The organism is Vibrio sp. QJM3NY_15 (assembly GCF_057785995.1).
In genome coordinates this window covers 991856-1008397 of the sequence record NZ_CM173517.1, presented here as the reverse complement: position 1 = coordinate 1008397, position 16542 = coordinate 991856, and the positions used below count along the sequence as shown (strand labels likewise).

At 44.9% G+C, this 16542-nt stretch carries 13 protein-coding genes and 7 tRNA genes; 11 read left to right on the top strand and 9 right to left on the bottom strand.

Annotated elements, in window-relative coordinates; genetic code table 11:
* Positions 1-383 precede the first annotated feature (383 nt).
* The 7 genes from AC3CKG_RS04475 to AC3CKG_RS04445 all read left to right on the top strand — a co-directional run bounded on the left by AC3CKG_RS04475 (position 384) and on the right by AC3CKG_RS04445 (position 1590).
* Positions 384-468: transfer RNA gene (locus AC3CKG_RS04475), tRNA-Tyr, on the top strand.
* A 102-nt stretch (positions 469-570) separates the two neighbouring features.
* Positions 571-655, top strand: a tRNA-Tyr gene (locus AC3CKG_RS04470).
* A gap of 102 nt (positions 656-757) precedes the next feature.
* Positions 758-842 (top strand) — tRNA-Tyr (locus AC3CKG_RS04465).
* Positions 843-944: 102 nt separating this feature from the next.
* Positions 945-1029 (top strand) — tRNA-Tyr (locus AC3CKG_RS04460).
* Positions 1030-1131: 102 nt separating this feature from the next.
* Positions 1132-1216: transfer RNA gene (locus AC3CKG_RS04455), tRNA-Tyr, on the top strand.
* Between the two features lie 102 nt (positions 1217-1318).
* Positions 1319-1403 (top strand) — tRNA-Tyr (locus tag AC3CKG_RS04450).
* Between the two features lie 102 nt (positions 1404-1505).
* Positions 1506-1590 (top strand) — tRNA-Tyr (locus AC3CKG_RS04445).
* 126 nt (positions 1591-1716) lie between these two features.
* On the opposite strand, the gene AC3CKG_RS04440 is transcribed toward AC3CKG_RS04445, so the two are convergent.
* The 3 genes from AC3CKG_RS04440 to AC3CKG_RS04430 all read right to left on the bottom strand — a co-directional run bounded on the left by AC3CKG_RS04440 (position 1717) and on the right by AC3CKG_RS04430 (position 5365).
* Positions 1717-3231, bottom strand: a complete 1515-nt coding sequence (locus tag AC3CKG_RS04440) for an SgrR family transcriptional regulator (RefSeq protein ID WP_488528865.1) — start codon at positions 3229-3231, stop codon at positions 1717-1719.
* Positions 3232-4251: a Gfo/Idh/MocA family protein gene (locus tag AC3CKG_RS04435; RefSeq protein WP_488528864.1), complete on the bottom strand. Its 1020-nt coding sequence runs from the start codon at positions 4249-4251 to the stop codon at positions 3232-3234.
* 205 nt (positions 4252-4456) lie between these two features.
* Positions 4457-5365 carry a Tim44 domain-containing protein gene (locus tag AC3CKG_RS04430; protein ID WP_017105248.1) on the bottom strand — a complete coding sequence of 303 codons (909 nt, stop codon included), beginning with the start codon at positions 5363-5365 and terminating at the stop codon, positions 4457-4459.
* Between the two features lie 197 nt (positions 5366-5562).
* Between AC3CKG_RS04430 and AC3CKG_RS04425 the strand changes: the two genes are divergently transcribed.
* The 3 genes from AC3CKG_RS04425 to AC3CKG_RS04415 all read left to right on the top strand — a co-directional run bounded on the left by AC3CKG_RS04425 (position 5563) and on the right by AC3CKG_RS04415 (position 9123).
* Positions 5563-6153 carry a TetR/AcrR family transcriptional regulator gene (locus AC3CKG_RS04425; RefSeq protein WP_017110059.1) on the top strand — a complete coding sequence of 197 codons (591 nt, stop codon included), beginning with the start codon at positions 5563-5565 and terminating at the stop codon, positions 6151-6153.
* A gap of 17 nt (positions 6154-6170) precedes the next feature.
* Positions 6171-8045 (top strand): MFS transporter, encoded by a 1875-nt coding sequence (locus tag AC3CKG_RS04420; RefSeq protein WP_488528863.1) that lies wholly within the window; start codon positions 6171-6173, stop codon positions 8043-8045.
* 157 nt (positions 8046-8202) lie between these two features.
* The gene (locus AC3CKG_RS04415) at positions 8203-9123 is read left to right on the top strand and encodes a YeiH family protein (protein WP_029223440.1); all 921 of its coding nucleotides are present in this window, start codon (positions 8203-8205) and stop codon (positions 9121-9123) included.
* 143 nt (positions 9124-9266) lie between these two features.
* Here the strand turns inward: AC3CKG_RS04415 and AC3CKG_RS04410 are convergent, their stop codons facing one another.
* Positions 9267-9434, bottom strand: coding sequence for a hypothetical protein (locus AC3CKG_RS04410; protein WP_004736103.1), 168 nt, complete (start codon positions 9432-9434; stop codon positions 9267-9269).
* 106 nt (positions 9435-9540) lie between these two features.
* Positions 9541-10419, bottom strand: a complete 879-nt coding sequence (locus AC3CKG_RS04405; protein ID WP_099166280.1) for a LysR substrate-binding domain-containing protein — start codon at positions 10417-10419, stop codon at positions 9541-9543.
* Positions 10420-10612: 193 nt separating this feature from the next.
* Between AC3CKG_RS04405 and nagE the strand changes: the two genes are divergently transcribed.
* Complete coding sequence (nagE, locus tag AC3CKG_RS04400) at positions 10613-12058, top strand: N-acetylglucosamine-specific PTS transporter subunit IIBC (RefSeq protein WP_488529224.1); 1446 nt, start codon at positions 10613-10615, stop codon at positions 12056-12058.
* A gap of 145 nt (positions 12059-12203) precedes the next feature.
* Here nagE and menE read toward each other — a convergent pair whose 3' ends face one another.
* The 4 genes from menE to menH all read right to left on the bottom strand — a co-directional run bounded on the left by menE (position 12204) and on the right by menH (position 16542).
* The gene (gene menE / locus AC3CKG_RS04395; protein ID WP_488528862.1) at positions 12204-13637 is read right to left on the bottom strand and encodes an o-succinylbenzoate--CoA ligase; all 1434 of its coding nucleotides are present in this window, start codon (positions 13635-13637) and stop codon (positions 12204-12206) included.
* 52 nt (positions 13638-13689) lie between these two features.
* Positions 13690-14697, bottom strand: coding sequence for an o-succinylbenzoate synthase (gene menC / locus AC3CKG_RS04390; RefSeq protein ID WP_488528861.1), 1008 nt, complete (start codon positions 14695-14697; stop codon positions 13690-13692).
* Positions 14698-14772: 75 nt separating this feature from the next.
* Positions 14773-15639 carry a 1,4-dihydroxy-2-naphthoyl-CoA synthase gene (gene menB / locus AC3CKG_RS04385; protein WP_010439547.1) on the bottom strand — a complete coding sequence of 289 codons (867 nt, stop codon included), beginning with the start codon at positions 15637-15639 and terminating at the stop codon, positions 14773-14775.
* A 102-nt stretch (positions 15640-15741) separates the two neighbouring features.
* Positions 15742-16542: a 2-succinyl-6-hydroxy-2,4-cyclohexadiene-1-carboxylate synthase gene (gene menH / locus AC3CKG_RS04380; RefSeq protein WP_017110064.1), complete on the bottom strand. Its 801-nt coding sequence runs from the start codon at positions 16540-16542 to the stop codon at positions 15742-15744.

Here is a 16542-nt window from a genome sequence, read left to right as displayed (position 1 = left end):
ATGGTCTGCAGTAAGATTTAAGATCTATAAATGAAATTAACCGTATTCTATCAAGTGATGAATGCTGTAACGTCAAGAAGTGTAAATCTAGATTAAATTCCATTTACGTTTCTCGGTGAATGACACAAACCAAACACAATACAGAAAGCCAGTTACCTCAAGGTGTTACCTATTAATACGTAAACCTTAGTACAGATGTTCACTTCCCGAGCAATATGCGTACTTTTCGCCATCTTTGCCCAAAAAGGCAGCATTCAACACAAAACCAAAAGAAAAACTCTTTACAGGTTTAACGTGTTTGCTATGATGCGCTCCGCACTTGAGAGATGCGTTGGGAAAAACATCTCTTTAGCCTATCCATTATGAGTTAGGAAAAACACCCTGGAGGGGTTCCCGAGTGGCCAAAGGGAGCAGACTGTAAATCTGCCGGCACTGCCTTCGATGGTTCGAATCCGTCTCCCTCCACCATATTCTTCTTACCTCTTTTAAGAGTTAAGAGAACAACCTGATTGATGGGCTTATGGGAAAACATCAATTTAGGCTTACTTTGTGAAAAGTAAGACACACCCTGGAGGGGTTCCCGAGTGGCCAAAGGGAGCAGACTGTAAATCTGCCGGCACTGCCTTCGATGGTTCGAATCCGTCTCCCTCCACCATATTCTTCTTACCTCTTTCGAGAGTTAAGAGAACAACCTAGTTGATGGGCTTATGGGAAAACATCAATTTAGGCTTACTTTGTGAAGAGTAAGACACACCCTGGAGGGGTTCCCGAGTGGCCAAAGGGAGCAGACTGTAAATCTGCCGGCACTGCCTTCGATGGTTCGAATCCGTCTCCCTCCACCATATTCTTCTTACCTCTTTCGAGAGTTAAGAGAACAACCTGATTGATGGGCTTATGGGAAAACATCAATTTAGGCTTACTTTGTGAAAAGTAAGACACACCCTGGAGGGGTTCCCGAGTGGCCAAAGGGAGCAGACTGTAAATCTGCCGGCACTGCCTTCGATGGTTCGAATCCGTCTCCCTCCACCATATTCTTCTTACCTCTTTCGAGAGTTAAGAGAACAACCTGATTGATGGGCTTATGGGAAAACATCAATTTAGGCTTACTTTGTGAAGAGTAAGACACACCCTGGAGGGGTTCCCGAGTGGCCAAAGGGAGCAGACTGTAAATCTGCCGGCACTGCCTTCGATGGTTCGAATCCGTCTCCCTCCACCATATTCTTCTTACCTCTTTTAAGAGTTAAGAGAACAACCTGATTGATGGGCTTATGGGAAAACATCAATTTAGGCTTACTTTGTGAAGAGTAAGACACACCCTGGAGGGGTTCCCGAGTGGCCAAAGGGAGCAGACTGTAAATCTGCCGGCACTGCCTTCGATGGTTCGAATCCGTCTCCCTCCACCATATTCTTCTTATCTCTTTTGAGAGTTAAGAGAACAACCTAGTTGATGGGCTTATGGGAAAACATCAATTTAGGCTTACTTTGTGAAGAGTAAGACACACCCTGGAGGGGTTCCCGAGTGGCCAAAGGGAGCAGACTGTAAATCTGCCGGCACTGCCTTCGATGGTTCGAATCCGTCTCCCTCCACCATATTCTCCTTAATTGGAAAATCGAAAAGCCAACTCATTGAGTTGGCTTTTTTCGTTTCTGGCTTATTGGTTTCTGACTTGTTGATTGCGTATTTCTGATTTATCACTTGCTTTGAACCCTCAGTGCTTAACTGTCTAGAATCCATAATTTATTCAATTCACACCAGCCAAAACCATTCACTTGTACGCCTTGTATCCGCTCTGACACTTCCAATCCAAACGCTTCATGCTTAAGCTCAGTAACAATACCTACCTCAGACAACCACTGACGACATTCATCTAATATGGCTAGCGAACGACTGAAATCAGGCTGCTGACAAATCAACGAAAGGTACGTTCGAATCGCCTCTAAGATCTGAGAATCTAAATTGAGAGTAGAAAACGGAAAGCGAGATAAGAAGCTAAGCCAAGCGCTCAACGGATCACCTTCGTCAATAATACTGCACAACACCACTCCGTCGATCTTGGTGTAATTTCCGTATTCGATTAACACCAACCTATCATCAGGTGAAGCAAGGCTTGTAAAGAGTCTTTGGCATTCCGATGTATCTTCGACCGTCATTATTGAGGTTGTTTCATTAGTCTGACTTGGGGCTTGGATCTTCAAAAATGTAGAATAGCTTTCACTCGGTACGGCACTGGTTTTTTCAGGCATTTCAAGGCACAGCTTGTTTTCAGCGCATACCTTACTCGTCGCCCATTCTGGGTACACCCACAGCTCGATACTATTCAAAATAGACACATCATGTAAATAGAGCTTATTACGACTAAGGCGGAGCATGTTCTCTGAAAAAACATCGAGAGAAAAAGCACCTGATCCATTGAGCTTCCCAGATGTCGATATTTGAAATATTGACGCTTCAGCGCGAGACAAAAGCCTTGGTAAATGCCAGTCCGTTTCACTCAAACGCACTTCCACTGTATTCTCTGAATAGAGATCCACGGCGGCTATGTGCTGATAGCCAAGACGCCAATGCTCACTCTGAGTCAAAGATTGAAGGCAGCGAACAATATCCTTGCTCAATAAAAGGCTGCCATCGTGAAAATGCACGTCATTGCGAATTTGAAAGCGCCACACTGTCGCCTCTTCATTTGATTGCCAGTGATAAGCCAAATCACCTCGAACTTGGCTATTCTTAGCTTGGTCATTCCCGGCTTGGTTATTCTCAACATAAGTAAGGCGCTGGCACACTTGGCTCACTAAGAAGCGCTCAGTTCGTCGGAGCACCTTATGAGGATGAAGTTGCTCTAGCTTTCTATGAAATGGGATATAGGCCCGACGCGCGGCTTGATTGGCATGGCTTAAAAACGATTGCAGCTCTAGCCCGGCATCCCGTCCGCCAAAACTCAATATTGGAAGCATTTGCTCCACACTACCCGCGTCTGACAACCCACGAACCAACGTATAACACGCATCGATAGGTTCAACGAGGCATGTTAATAACGCTTTTTTGTTGCGACCTGAACTCGCCTGCCACTCAACCCAACCTTCCCTTACCATCGTTTTGATAATGGTTTGAACATGACGCTCACTGACGAACAACAGCGCAGCCAATTGACTGATCTGGCATCGCGAGGTTCCAGGGCCAAACGCCTGAAATATCTGTTCATAAAGTTCGAGTTGTCGCTTTTGGTTTGCCATTTATTTTTCTGAAGTCTCTATTTTAATGAGGTGTCCGAAGCCTGCATTCATCAATGCTCGTTCCATGGTTTCGATAACCTGTAAAGAGACATCAGAGAGCAGAACATCAGATTCAGCCTTGTTATCACGTACCAACTGAGACATATGATCAATCTCAAACTCGAAGCCATTGCCCGCAACTTTATGCTGAATGGTGTGTTTTGTGCCCTGATATTCAATGTCTATTGTCTCTGGGTTCCACCACTTGTCTCTGATCGTGATCGTTAGTTCAGGTCCACGCAATGTAGCAGATCGAGGTAAATTAGAAACGATAGACGCCGATATTTTCCCTTCAATACCTTGAGAGAACGTAAACAGAGAATCCGTATCCACATTCGATTGCTTGTACAGACTCGACATATCAACCACAGGCTCTGAAGGCGTTACGCCTAAGCTTCGACATAAATCATAGTAAAACCAAAGCCCATAAACCCCAACATCAAGTGTCGCACCACCCGAAAGTTCTGGGTTGAATATAAACAAGTTGGGGTCATAGTCATGTTCGTTGCCAAACCCAGCTTCAATCGAGGTAACCTGTATGTTGTTTTCAGATAGATAAGATTTAAGATCACGGTACGCTGGAAACGCCACTGTTTTCATCGCTTCCAACAACAACACCCCATGTTTGTCGGCTAGGGCTTTCATTGCCAACCAATCTGCGAGATTAGTAAACGCGGGTTTCTCTACCAAGACATGTTTATTGTGACTAAGAAACAACTCCGCCAACGGTTTGTGGTACGGATGAACAGTGGCAATGTAAACCGCGTCGACATCCGGATTGTTGGCCATCTCTTCATAGGATCCATAGCTCAACTCGCAACCAAAGTTCTGACCAAACGCGTTTGCTCGTTCAGAGTCCCTAGAAGCGACGGCGTAAAGCTCACCATGTTCAGAATGCTGAGTGAGTGCAGTTGCGAACCTTTTCGCTATGTTGCCTAAGCCAGCAATGCCCCATTTCACCAATGTTGTGTTTTCGCTCATCGTATTACCTAATCAATTGTTTGGTATCAGTTTACTCAGAACTTATTCAATGAAATAGAGAACAAATAACCCAAGCTGTTCATGATTTATCTCGCTAACAGGCAAGAAGAGTCAAATGATCGTTTTCTTTACCATAAAAAAACGCCTACTGATTACTCAGTAGGCGTTTGATTTAAAGACTAAATTGAATGGTATTTAGTATAGATTAACCTTGAATACCAACAATTAACCAAGGCGCATTGTCAGTCGTTAGATCACGCTCTAAGTGCCAGATATCGGTGATATCTTCTTCAATACCATCCGCAGTATCACGGTAACGACCGCTAAACTGTAGGCTTAATTGAGCCTTGCTACCGTCATGATCAGCACGAACGATTTCAGCATCAACGTACATTACGTCTGTGTGCTGATCGCCGTCTAGCTTATTACGCTCAGCTTTCAGGTCTTCAAATAGGCTTGGAGATACGTATTCTTCAATCGTGTTTAGCTCGTTGTGGTTCCATGCACCTTGCAGTGTACGGTAATGCTCACGAGAACCATTGATGAAAGCCGCTTGATCAAAGCCCGGTGGGTAGTTGTGTGGAACATCGCTTTGCGCACCAAAACCAAAGCCGCCAGCAGCGCCTTGAGATTGAGGTTGTGCTTGCTCAAAGTTATGAACATTTGGCTTTTGCTGCGGTTGTTCAAACTTGTTCTGACCCATGCCGCCGAATGCAGGCTGTTGGCCACGTGCATTCTGCTGATTCATGGAACCCTGCTTAGCCCCCAACATTCCGCGTAGGAATTTGAACGCTAGGAAAGCAATAAGACCCATAATCAGAATATCCATGAACTGGATACCTTCAAATGCGCCACCAAAGAATGCAGCTAAAAGACCACCAGCAAGTAAACCACCTAGCAGACCGCCCATAAGGCCTTTCTTGCTAGAGTTAGCAGCTGTGTTCTTACCCGTTTGATCTTGACGGATCGAATTCGTGTTTTGTTGTTTTGGTGCTGGAGCCGTTTTAAAGCTTTTGCCAAATGACTTACCACCACCAAACTTTTTCGCTTCCGCGATTGGCGTCACCGCGACTGTTACCAACAGGATCGCGACTAGTGAGAAAAATCGTTTCATTATTATCCTTTATAGGTTTCTTTATCTTTCGACACCTTAATCATACTCGTTAACAAAGAACAATGAAATATTCACGGTGTTTACACATGTATCATAATATTGCGGCTATTAATTGTTTACTTATTTGGCGAAAGGATTGACGGCACTCAGGGGCAGCATTAAAATATTGAACGATGTTCATTTACTAGATACTACTCATGGCACGAAGAAACGACCACACTCGAGAACAACTGGTTCAGCTCACACTAAAGACAGTGACTGACTTCCTAGAAGAGCACTCTTATCACGAGTTAAGTTTACGTAAAATCGCCAATATGATTGGGTATGTACCGAGTACTCTAGTAAATGTGTTTGGCAACTATAACCTGTTGCTTTTACACGTAGTCGCTCAAACACTAGACGAACTAGCCTCTGAATCCGCATCAGCCGTAGAGAAATCAAGCAACCCACAGCAAGCGTTATTCAACCTCGCTTATTGCTACCACGACTACGCGCAGAAAAACCCTCATCGCTGGCAGCTTATCTTCGAACACAACATGAACGGTGAAAACCTTCCTGAGTGGCAATCCAATCGAATCGATAAAATGACCGGTATGCTAGAGCAACTACTCATGGCCATTGCTCCTGAGCACACCGAAAGTGAAGTTGTGAAGGCAAGCCGTGTGTTATGGTCTGGTGTTCACGGAATAACCCTGTTGAGTGTTGATGATAAGTTTTTCGCTTCTGAACCCATTGATGGTAAAGAATTGATTAATAACCTAATCTCAAACTACCTCACCAACTGGTAATCATCGAAGGACAGATAATGAACAATGACAGCCAATCCTCGCTGTTAACCCAAAAAAGGTTCCTACCCTATTTTATTACCCAATTTTTGGGAGCCTTTAATGACAACATCTTCAAAAATGTCCTGCTGCTATTTGTTGCCTTCGCAAGCGTAGATACCTTGCCAATTTCCAGCAATTTGTTCATTAACTTGGCCGCTGGTCTTTTTATTCTGCCCTTCTTTCTCTTTTCTGCTTTAGCCGGCGTCTTGGCGGATAAGTACGAAAAATCGTGGTTCATTCGCAAAGTTAAGCTTCTTGAAGTCGTGATCATGTCACTGGGTGCCATTGGTTTTATCTACGAAAGCTACGCGATACTGCTTCTATTACTGTTTTTAATGGGAACACAAAGTGCCTTCTTTGGCCCTGTAAAATACGCCCTACTTCCTCAACAGTTAGAATCGAAAGAACTGGTTTCTGGTAACGCTTTGGTCGAGACTGGCACCTTCTTAGCTATTTTGATCGGCACTTTAGGCGCCGGAATCATTGCCTCAGAAGAGAATTCAAAGCTGATCGCTGCAGTCTGTATTGTGACGTTTGCGGTACTCGGCTATTTAGCCAGTTACTTTATTCCTGAAGCACCAAGCAATGCACCTGATCTAAAAGTGAAGTGGCAACCTATTACTTTGACACGCCAAACGCTCGCGATTGCTAAAAAAGATCGACCTACGTTCCAAGCACTGATGGCAATAAGCTGGTTTTGGTTCTTAGGGGCGACTTATCTCACTCAGTTTCCCAACTTCACCAAGGTTTACTTAAACGGTACCGAAAGCGCTGTCGCATTTTTACTAGCACTGTTTTCGGTCGGTATTGCCATTGGTTCATTGGCTTGCGATAAGTTATCCAACCACAGAATTGAGATCGGCATTGTGCCAATGGGCAGCTTAGGCATCTCTATTTTTGGATTTTTAATGGCGGTGTCGATCCCAGACGCACTCCCTGACTTCGATTCATTCAAAAGCTTCGTGTCTTACTCTGAATTATGGCCTCTATTCGCCTATCTACTGCTGCTTGGCATGTCGGGTGGCATATTCATCGTGCCTTTGTACTCTTTGATGCAGTTTAGAGCTAAACCCACTGAGCGAGCGCAAGTTATCGCAGGTTTGAACATCTATAACTCACTGTTCATGGTGGGAAGCGCTGTTCTTGGTATCGTCTTCCTGAGTGTTCTACAGCTTTCAATCCCACAATTGTTTGCCCTACTCGCGGTAGGAAACACTTTAGTCATGTTTGCCCTGTTTTATCAGGTGCCGATCTATGCTTTCCGTTTCTTCACTTGGGTTGTGACTCACACCATGTACCGTGTGAAACATAAGAACCTTCACAACCTGCCAGAAAAAGGTGGTGCGCTAATCGTCTGTAACCATGTGAGTTATATGGATGCATTACTGCTAAGCGCTGTTTGCCCTCGTTTGATCCGCTTTGTGATGGAAGAGGATTACGCCAAGCTCCCGCCATTACGACGTTTCTTGAAACGAGCTGGGGTTATTCCAATCTCCGCAACGAATCGAAGTTCCATTCGTAATGCTTTCAAAGAAGTGGAACGTGCGCTGCATGAAGGCCACATCGTCTGTATTTTTCCAGAAGGAAAGCTGACCTCTGATGGTGAAGTTGCTGAATTCATGCGTGGAATGGAACTGATCATCCGACGTTCACCGGTACCCGTCATCCCAATGGCCCTCAAAGGGTTATGGGGAAGCTACTTTAGCCGTTTCAAAGGCAGTGCATGTAAAGGTTTGCCCAATCGATTCTGGACAAAAATCGAGATCGAAGCCGGGAGACCAATTTTGCCTAAAGATACTTCTTGTGAAACATTGCGCCAGTCAGTTGCCGAGCTTCGTGGGCCATTGCGCTAAGCAAAGCCAAACAACTCTGTAGCTAAACATTTGAGCATAAGAACAAACGTTCAGTTTTACTTAACGTTTGTTCAATTCATTTAGACTTACTTACCATTGCGTTAAGCGTATAGTCTTCCACTACGCTGCCAATACTAGACGCGACGAATTAAATATAATGAATCTAAAAAAGTCTGTTCCATTTTATCTTGCTGCTCTGTTTTGCTTAACCCCATGGGTGAGTTCACCGACGGCACTCGTGATCGGTTTCCTTCTTGCGAGCTTAGGTTTAGTCCCTGAGCATCTAGAAGTAGGCAAACTCACCAAAAAGCTACTGGCCTACTCGATTGTCGGCTTAGGCTTTGGCATCCAGTTTGAGAAAGCATTAGCGGTAACAGGCGATGGTATTGGCCTCATTGTAACGACGATTATTGGAACCTTGGTCATTGGTTGGTTCTTGGCAAAACGCATGGGATTAGATCGCACCACGGGTTACCTTATCTCTTCTGGTACCGCAATTTGTGGTGGTAGCGCCATTGCCGCCGTAGCTCCGGCCATCAAAGCTGATGATGAACAGATTGGTTTAGCGTTAGCTACAGTGTTCGTGTTGAACTCCGTTGCCCTTTTCTTGTTCCCAATGATTGGCCATGCACTAGAGTTAAGCCAACAAACTTTCGGAACATGGGCTGCAATCGCGATTCACGATACCTCTTCTGTAGTAGGCGCAGCATCAGCATATGGCGAAGAAGCACTGACCACAGCGACAACGCTGAAGCTCGCTCGCGCACTTTGGATTATCCCAATCGCGTTAGTCAGTGCGATGATCTTCAAGAACGATCAAAAGAAGATTACGATTCCTTACTTCATTTTCTTCTACTGCGCTGCTATTGCTGTTAGTGACTTATTGCCACAATTTGAGATGGTTTATCAAGGTATCTTTGATGTGTCTAAGCGTGCGCTAGTAGTTTGTTTGTTCTTGATTGGTTGCGGTATTTCAGTTGAGAAGCTTAAAGCTGCAGGGCCGAAGCCATTGATGTTTGGTATTACAATGTGGACGATGATTTCGACAGGCTCATTAGCGTGGTTAACGCTTGCCTGATGCACCTAATACGTAAAGAAGCGCTGTAGATTGGTTAACTTGTTAAGCAGACAAGCAGATTAGCGAATGACAAAACAAAAAGGCAAAGCTCAAATGGGCTTTGCCTTTATCGTTTGTGGTAAAGATATTCTTTATTGCAACAATCACAAATCAAACAGGGGCTTATCACTCTTCTTGCTCTCTCTTTTCATTAAAACAAGTACCACAACCAACACAAATGCGGTGAGTTCAGCCAACGATCGTGTCAGCCCAGACGAAGTCACTGCTTGGCCTATCTGCAGTAAAACCGCGATGATGAGGGCAATTTTCATAATAAGACCTTATTCTATAATCCGTTATTTATAGGACTTATTATGATGGATGGTTATAAAGATAATAAATTCTGTTTTGAACTATCTAATTGCTAAATTAACTAACCTAGCCCAATTGCCCCTCTAGCCACTTAATAAAGGTTCTTACCTTAGGTCGTTTTTCAGTGCCTAACGGACAGATCAAGTCGTACCCTTTATCAGTATCCATACTTGGATAAGGCGTGATGAGCTCACCAGTCTCAATGTACGGCTTAACAAAATGATAGCGCCCCATCGCCACGCCGATATTATGCAGAGCACTCTGTACGCCCATATCGCGATGACTCACACAATAAAACTGCTCAAACAGATTTACATCGATTTGATTGTGCTTGATCCAACGCTGCCACACATCAGAGCCTAGCGCATGAATGAAATTAATCCGGTGTAACGACTCTAAACCATCATCAAAGATGTCGTGTTCAGCGGCATAACTCGGCGTACATACCGGAATATACTTTTCACCAAACAGACGCTGTCGATGCATATCTTTTAGATCTTCAGCACCATAGTAAATGGCGACATCGAGATGATTTTGATGAAAGTCTTGCTCTTCTTGAGAGAAAATATTGAGGTTGAACTTTGGGTATCGCTGTTTGAAATCAGCTAGCCTTGGTAGCAACCAACTGTTAGCAAAGGCAGGACTGGTACCAATATTGATCTGACCGTACAAGTCTGTGTTGGTAATGTCTTCGATCTCACCAAAAATAGAGCTCAACGACTTCGATAACGTGCGTTGAAAGCGTTGCCCTTCTTCGGTCAGTTCCAGCTTACGAGTCCCTCGCACAAACAAGTTAAATCCGAGTTCACCTTCTAATACTTTGATTCGATGGCTAACGGCTCCCTGAGTCAAATGCAACTTTTTCGCGGCTAACGTAAAGCTCATCTTCTCGGCGGCGACATTAAATGTATGAAGATTTCTCAGTAAAGATTGATGGTTAGCCATACGAACTCATGCATTAAAAATTTTAATTCATAGTACTACCCGTTTCGTTTGTTTGCATTAAGAAATAAGTTTCTAATAGCCGCAGTTACTTAAAATCCTGCCTCGATCAATATTTAACTCCATACGTTGACGAGCAGAAACATTAAAAAAATTAATTACAAACTTAGGGGCACGTATGAATATACTCGGGTATATGCAAAAAGTAGGTAAGGCATTGATGGTTCCCGTAGCCACACTGCCAGCTGCAGCAATCCTTATGGGGATCGGCTACTGGTTGGATCCTGTTGGTTGGGGTTCTGAAAGTATCTTAGCCGCATTCTTGATCAAGTCAGGTGGTGCGATCATCGACAACATGGCAGTTCTGTTCGCGGTGGGTGTCGCCTTTGGTTTAAGCCGTGATAAAAATGGTTCTGCCGCACTGTCTGGTTTTGTGATGTTCCTAGTCGTCACCACGCTACTTGCTCCGGGCTCAGTTGCTCAATTGATGGATGTTGAGTTAAGTGAAGTACCAGCGGCATTCGGAAAAATCAGCAACCAATTCGTGGGTATCATTGTCGGTATCATCTCTGCTGAGATCTACAATCGCTACTCAACGGTTGAGCTTCCTCAAGCTTTAGCATTCTTCAGCGGTAAGCGTTTGGTTCCTATCCTTACCTCAATCGCAGGTATGACGCTCTCTTTTGCTCTGCTATACATCTGGCCAGCTGTGTACGATGCTCTGATCGTATTGGGTATCAAGCTAGAAAGCATGGGCGCTGTGGGTGCTGGTCTGTTTGGCTTCTTCAACCGTTTGTTCCTATCAATAGGCATGCACCACGCACTCTACCCTGTGTTCTGGTTCGATGTTGTGGGTATCAACGACATTCCAAACTTCCTAGGCGGCGCACAATCTATCGCTAACGGTACGGGCATTCCGGGTAAAACAGGCATGTACCAAGCAGGCTTCTTCCCTATCATGATGTTTGGTTTACCTGCAGCTGCATTGGCGATGTACCACTGCGCTGACGCGAAAAACAAGAACCAAGTATTCGCAATCATGCTTGCCGCAGCAATGGCTTCGTTCTTCACAGGCATTACTGAGCCTCTAGAGTTCAGCTTTATGTTTCTAGCACCTGTATTGTTCCTAGTGCACGCTGTGTTAACAGGTCTGTCGCTTTACATTGCAGCAAGCATGGAATGGATGGCAGGCTTCGGCTTCTCTGCAGGCTTTGTTGACTTAGTGCTATCAAGCCAAAACCCGTTAGCGACTAACTGGTACATGTTATTAGTTCAAGGTGTGGTGTTCTTCGCGCTTTACTACGGTATTTTCCGTTTCGCTATCATCAAGTTCAATCTACGTACTCCGGGTCGTGGTGAAGAGATGGAAGCAGAAGGCGAGACAGAATCTCCAGAAGCGTTAGTTAGCCTAACCAACAACTACATCGAGGCTATTGGTGGTGCAGGCAACATCCTAGAAGTGGACAACTGTATTACTCGCTTACGCCTAACAGTAAAAGATTCGTCAGCAGCAGACAGTGACAAACTGAAAAAACTCGGTGCTGCAGGCGTAGTGCCTATTGGAAAAGGTGGCCTACAAGTCATTATCGGTTTAGGTAAGGTAGATAAGGTTGCTGAACAAATGAAGAAGGTACTCGCTTAAGCTAAACAGCCAGATGCAAAGATAAAAGCCTTAATGACCAGATAGAATATTAAGAATTTGTGATGGTTTCACCACCATCACAACCCCCTGAAGCGCAATTACGACTAGTCACCGTGTATTGCGCTTCGTTTTATTGTTTTCAGCTCTATTTAGAACGAATCTGCTGTAGCCATTGTGCCAACCCTGCGCGTGAAACCTTAATACCTAGCTGTTCTTGATGAGGCATTCGATAGTACTCGACAGGAAATTTGAACCGTTCAAGACGGCCATTTAATTGCTCAGCAAACCATTCTTTGGTTGGTAAATCCGTACAATCCACAATAGCGACAGGTCGAAATCCGAACTCATCATCTTCAATTGGAACGATAAACGCCTGATTGATTAAAGATAACTGATTCAGTGCTCGTTCAATTTCCTCACAGTGAATATTCTCACCGCCAGAAATAAACTGATTATCCGCGCGACCAATGATCGACACTTGTTCGCCATCCCATTCGCCGAGGTCTTTACTGTCGAACCAACCGTTCTCATCAACTAATGGCGTTACCTCACCCTGATAGTAATAACCAGAAGCGAGCGTATTGCCGCCAATAAAGATATGTTGATCTTCAATTTTTAACTGGCGTTGGTCGAGAACAAAACCTGCAGTATTACTAGAATCGACTGGCTTCGCGGTCACTGTTGAAGCCGCTTCTGTCATACCGTATCCAAGCCAAGTTTCAATGCCCATTTGTTGAGCTTCAAGCCCTAGCGCTTCTGGGATGTGGCTACCGCCTAAAAGCACATGAGTTAAAGTAAGTGCTTGCTTACTCTGCAATAACCTATGTAGTTGAGTAGCCACTAAAGAGGCATGACTGCAACCTTCGATGTCTGACTCAAGCTTACCTGACCCTATTTTGATGCAGCCACCAGCAGCCAACCAACGATGGACAATCGCCAATCCTGACACATGGTACATCGGCAAGCTAAGCAACCAAGTGTCAGCTTGTTCAAAGTTGAAAACGTCTAATAACCCCTGAGCTGAACATAAGTGTTGCTGCAACGTGTGAGCCACCGCTTTCGGGTTTCCGGTAGAGCCAGAAGTGAATACGATGGTCGCTAAAGATTGAGGATTAAAGCTAGGATTTTGCGGTGTTGTTGGTTTGTCATTACCATCGACCTTAACTTCGTTCAAGCAAGGTAGCATCACCAATACAGTCTTGAGGTCAACAGCATCAGAATGATCTAACCCGCAGCTATCTAATAGCCAAAGGTAACGTTTGTCTAGCTGACCATAAAGGGATTCAAGCTTCTGTGTTAAACGATCTTTCGGCTGAGGCATGGTAAACGCACAAACCACACCCAAATTGAGTGCGGCAAGATAAACTGGAATCACTTCAGCTTGGTTCTTACCAACAATCGTCAACACATCGCCTTCAGAGAGGCCCTGAGCAGATAGCTGTTGTTGGTACTCACTCACCAGCACAGACACTTGCTGCCAAGTGTAAGCGCGGTTAGGAATCACTAACGCTGTTTGATGTGGGTTCTGCTGCGCCCACTGTACCCAGAGCGGGTGAAGATTAGATTGTGGGCGCATCATAAGATAACCAAGTTATAGATTGAGAACGATCTAAGCGAATCGAACGATCAGCCTAAGAAGACCAAATCAATTGTTGCTGTTCAAGCGTTGAAACTGGAAGCTGACAACCCGGCCAAGAGACTTCTAGCTGTTGCTGATACAAGCCAATCGTATCAAGCCCTGGAACTTCATTAGGCAAGTACTGTTGTGCCAATCGAGCAACCTGAGTTAAGCCAAGGCTAGACTCTATGCTTGAGCTTAGTACAGGTTTAATACCAAGTTGTTGCGCGCGTTCAATGATAGCAACACAACGCTCTACTGAGCCAATCAAGGTTGGCTTAATCACTACCGCCTTAACACCCGTTAAATCACTAAGATCAAACTCAGGGCTTCGCACCGCTTCTTGTAGTGTCTCATCCCATGCAATCGCCACACCGTGGTCGATGGCAAAGGCCAAGCTGTCTTCTGGTTTCTGACAAGGCTCTTCAATAAAGCTAATGCGCTGACGCAGTGACGGCGAAATATATTTAATGAACTGCTTCGCTTTCTCTGGCTTCCACGCACGGTTGGCGTCAAGTCTTAGGGTCAAATCAGGGATCGACTCAAGGAATAAGCTGACAAGCATGCCATCACGAATCGCTTCGTAGAGACCGACTTTCACTTTGGCGACCTTCTCGCCTTTCATCTCATTCAGCACAGGGATCAATTCATCTGGATCTCCTGTACACAAAGGCGCTGCTTGGTAGTTACCTTCAGCGTTGAGTTCGCCTCGTAATTCCATCATCGCCATCGAAAAACCGAAGGCAACAGAAGGATATAGCTCATCAAAAGGCGTTTGAGGGTTATTGTGGCTCCAAAGCTCTAATTCGTGTTGCAGCTGAATGCCAGCTTGTTCGGCATCTTCTTGGCTAAAACCTGGCAGAGGCGCAACTTCACCAAAACCAGTTTTACCATCACACTCAAGTTGGATGATATAGCCAACGCGTTCGTTCAACTTATTGTCACGAAGAATCACACCACTATCCATAGGTAATTGATAACGGTAGAGTTTAGCGTGACGTTGAGAATTCACTGAGTTCATAAAGTTTCCTAAAAAACGGGGAACATCAAAACAAAACGAGCCGCTATTAGCGACTCATTTTAAAGAAGAGAAAGACTATGGGTTACGCGGAAATTTGTCGAAATCAGGTCGACGCTTCTCGTTGAATGCGTTTCGGCCTTCTTGACCTTCTTCTGTCATGTAGAACATCATGGTTGCGTTACCCGCCAACTCTTGTAGACCGGCTTGGCCGTCACAGTCTGCGTTTAGTGCGGCTTTCAAGCAACGCAGCGCCATTGGGCTGTGTTGAAGAACCTCACGACACCAACGAACCGTTTCTTTTTCTAGGTCAGCAACCGGTACAACTGTGTTTACTAGACCCATATCCAATGCTTCTTGAGCATCGTAGAAACGACACAAGAACCAGATTTCACGCGCTTTCTTTTGACCAACGATACGAGCCATGTAAGAAGCACCCCAACCGCCATCGAATGAACCTACTTTAGGACCGGTCTGACCGAACTGAGCGTTTTCAGCTGCAATGGTAAGGTCTGCCATCATGTGAAGAACATGACCACCACCGACTGCCCAACCCGATACCGCTGCGATAACCGGTTTTGGACAAGTACGAATTTGACGTTGGAAATCAAGCACGTTCAGGTGATGTGTACCTGAATCATCTTGATAACCGCCGTAGTCACCACGGATACTTTGGTCACCACCAGAACAGAACGCCTTCTCACCAAGACCCGTCAAAATGATTACGCCAACCTTCTCGTCATAACGAGCATCAGCCAGTGCATTGATCATCTCTTTTACGGTTTGTGGACGGAACGCATTGTGGACTTGAGGACGAGCAATCGTGATTTTCGCAATACCGTCGTCAGACTTATGGTACTGAATATCTTCAAATTGACTGCTTTCATCGCGCCAGTTAACTGCTGCGTAAAGTTCTTCTTCTGTGATGCCTACTGTTTTAGCCATGGTGATTCCCATTGTTCTATTAGAGACCACGACTAACGAATAGTCGTGACGGTGTTGCTCTGCTTTTGATAGTGCTTGATACGAGAGAACCGCTCAGTCAGTTTAACGACGACTGGCGATACATTGGATGATCAGGTTGGAAAACAACTCTGGTTGCTCAAAATGAACATTATGACCAGCGTAATCCACCTGACTATATTCAAAGCCACTATTCTCAGCTAGCTCCATGAATTTACGATCTTTTTCACCACACACATAATGCAATTGATGCTCATGAGATTTCAATGTGGCACGTAAATCCGGTTGCTTCGCTAACGAAGTAGATAACAACATATTTGCTACGGATACTCCAAGGTTACCACTACGCTTTATGACCAAAGTTTGTCTTTGCTCATGATTTAGTGAAGAAAAGACGCTTTGTTGATACCAATCGTCTAAAACATCTTCAATCGACTGTTGTGCAAAGCGGACAGCCCATTGCGTATCATGTACTAACCTTTGTGCTCGTTCTTCATCACGCTCCAGACCAAAGTTGCCACCTTCAATAATGACTTTCTCAAGATTGAGCGTTTCGAAGCAAGGGCTTGTCACCCCATACATGGCAAGCCTGCCCCCCATAGAGTAGCCAATCACCACGATAGGGTAATCCGCAGGAAGATCGTTGAGAGCAAGCTGAGAAGTGATGCACTGAACGATTTTCTTACAACAATGATCAAAGCCTACCGGATCGATAAAGCGACTTTGTCCGTGCCCGGGCAAATCTATGCAAAGACGAGGAAAATCCTCTAGATATGGATGACATGCGCTCCAATCATCCCCGCTTCCGAGTAAACCATGTAGAAAAACAAGCAAAGGTTTGTCAGAAGATTCTTGTACAGCTGGGTAATAATTGGAGTAAAGCAT

Excerpts from the sequence above, each read along its gene's own strand:
- nagE (WP_488529224.1), top strand. The coding sequence starts at position 10,613 with ATGCAAAAAGTAGGTAAGGCATTGATGGTTCCCGTAGCCACACTGCCA.
- AC3CKG_RS04420 (WP_488528863.1), top strand. The coding sequence starts at position 6,171 with ATGAACAATGACAGCCAATCCTCGCTGTTAACCCAAAAAAGGTTCCTA.
- AC3CKG_RS04415 (WP_029223440.1), top strand. The coding sequence starts at position 8,203 with ATGAATCTAAAAAAGTCTGTTCCATTTTATCTTGCTGCTCTGTTTTGC.
- AC3CKG_RS04435 (WP_488528864.1), bottom strand. The coding sequence starts at position 4,251 with ATGAGCGAAAACACAACATTGGTGAAATGGGGCATTGCTGGCTTAGGC.
- AC3CKG_RS04430 (WP_017105248.1), bottom strand. The coding sequence starts at position 5,365 with ATGAAACGATTTTTCTCACTAGTCGCGATCCTGTTGGTAACAGTCGCG.
- AC3CKG_RS04440 (WP_488528865.1), bottom strand. The coding sequence starts at position 3,231 with ATGGCAAACCAAAAGCGACAACTCGAACTTTATGAACAGATATTTCAG.
- menH (WP_017110064.1), bottom strand. The coding sequence starts at position 16,542 with ATGCTTTACTCCAATTATTACCCAGCTGTACAAGAATCTTCTGACAAA.
- AC3CKG_RS04410 (WP_004736103.1), bottom strand. The coding sequence starts at position 9,434 with ATGAAAATTGCCCTCATCATCGCGGTTTTACTGCAGATAGGCCAAGCA.
- AC3CKG_RS04425 (WP_017110059.1), top strand. The coding sequence starts at position 5,563 with ATGGCACGAAGAAACGACCACACTCGAGAACAACTGGTTCAGCTCACA.
- menE (WP_488528862.1), bottom strand. The coding sequence starts at position 13,637 with ATGATGCGCCCACAATCTAATCTTCACCCGCTCTGGGTACAGTGGGCG.
- menC (WP_488528861.1), bottom strand. The coding sequence starts at position 14,697 with ATGAACTCAGTGAATTCTCAACGTCACGCTAAACTCTACCGTTATCAA.
- AC3CKG_RS04405 (WP_099166280.1), bottom strand. The coding sequence starts at position 10,419 with ATGGCTAACCATCAATCTTTACTGAGAAATCTTCATACATTTAATGTC.
- menB (WP_010439547.1), bottom strand. The coding sequence starts at position 15,639 with ATGGCTAAAACAGTAGGCATCACAGAAGAAGAACTTTACGCAGCAGTT.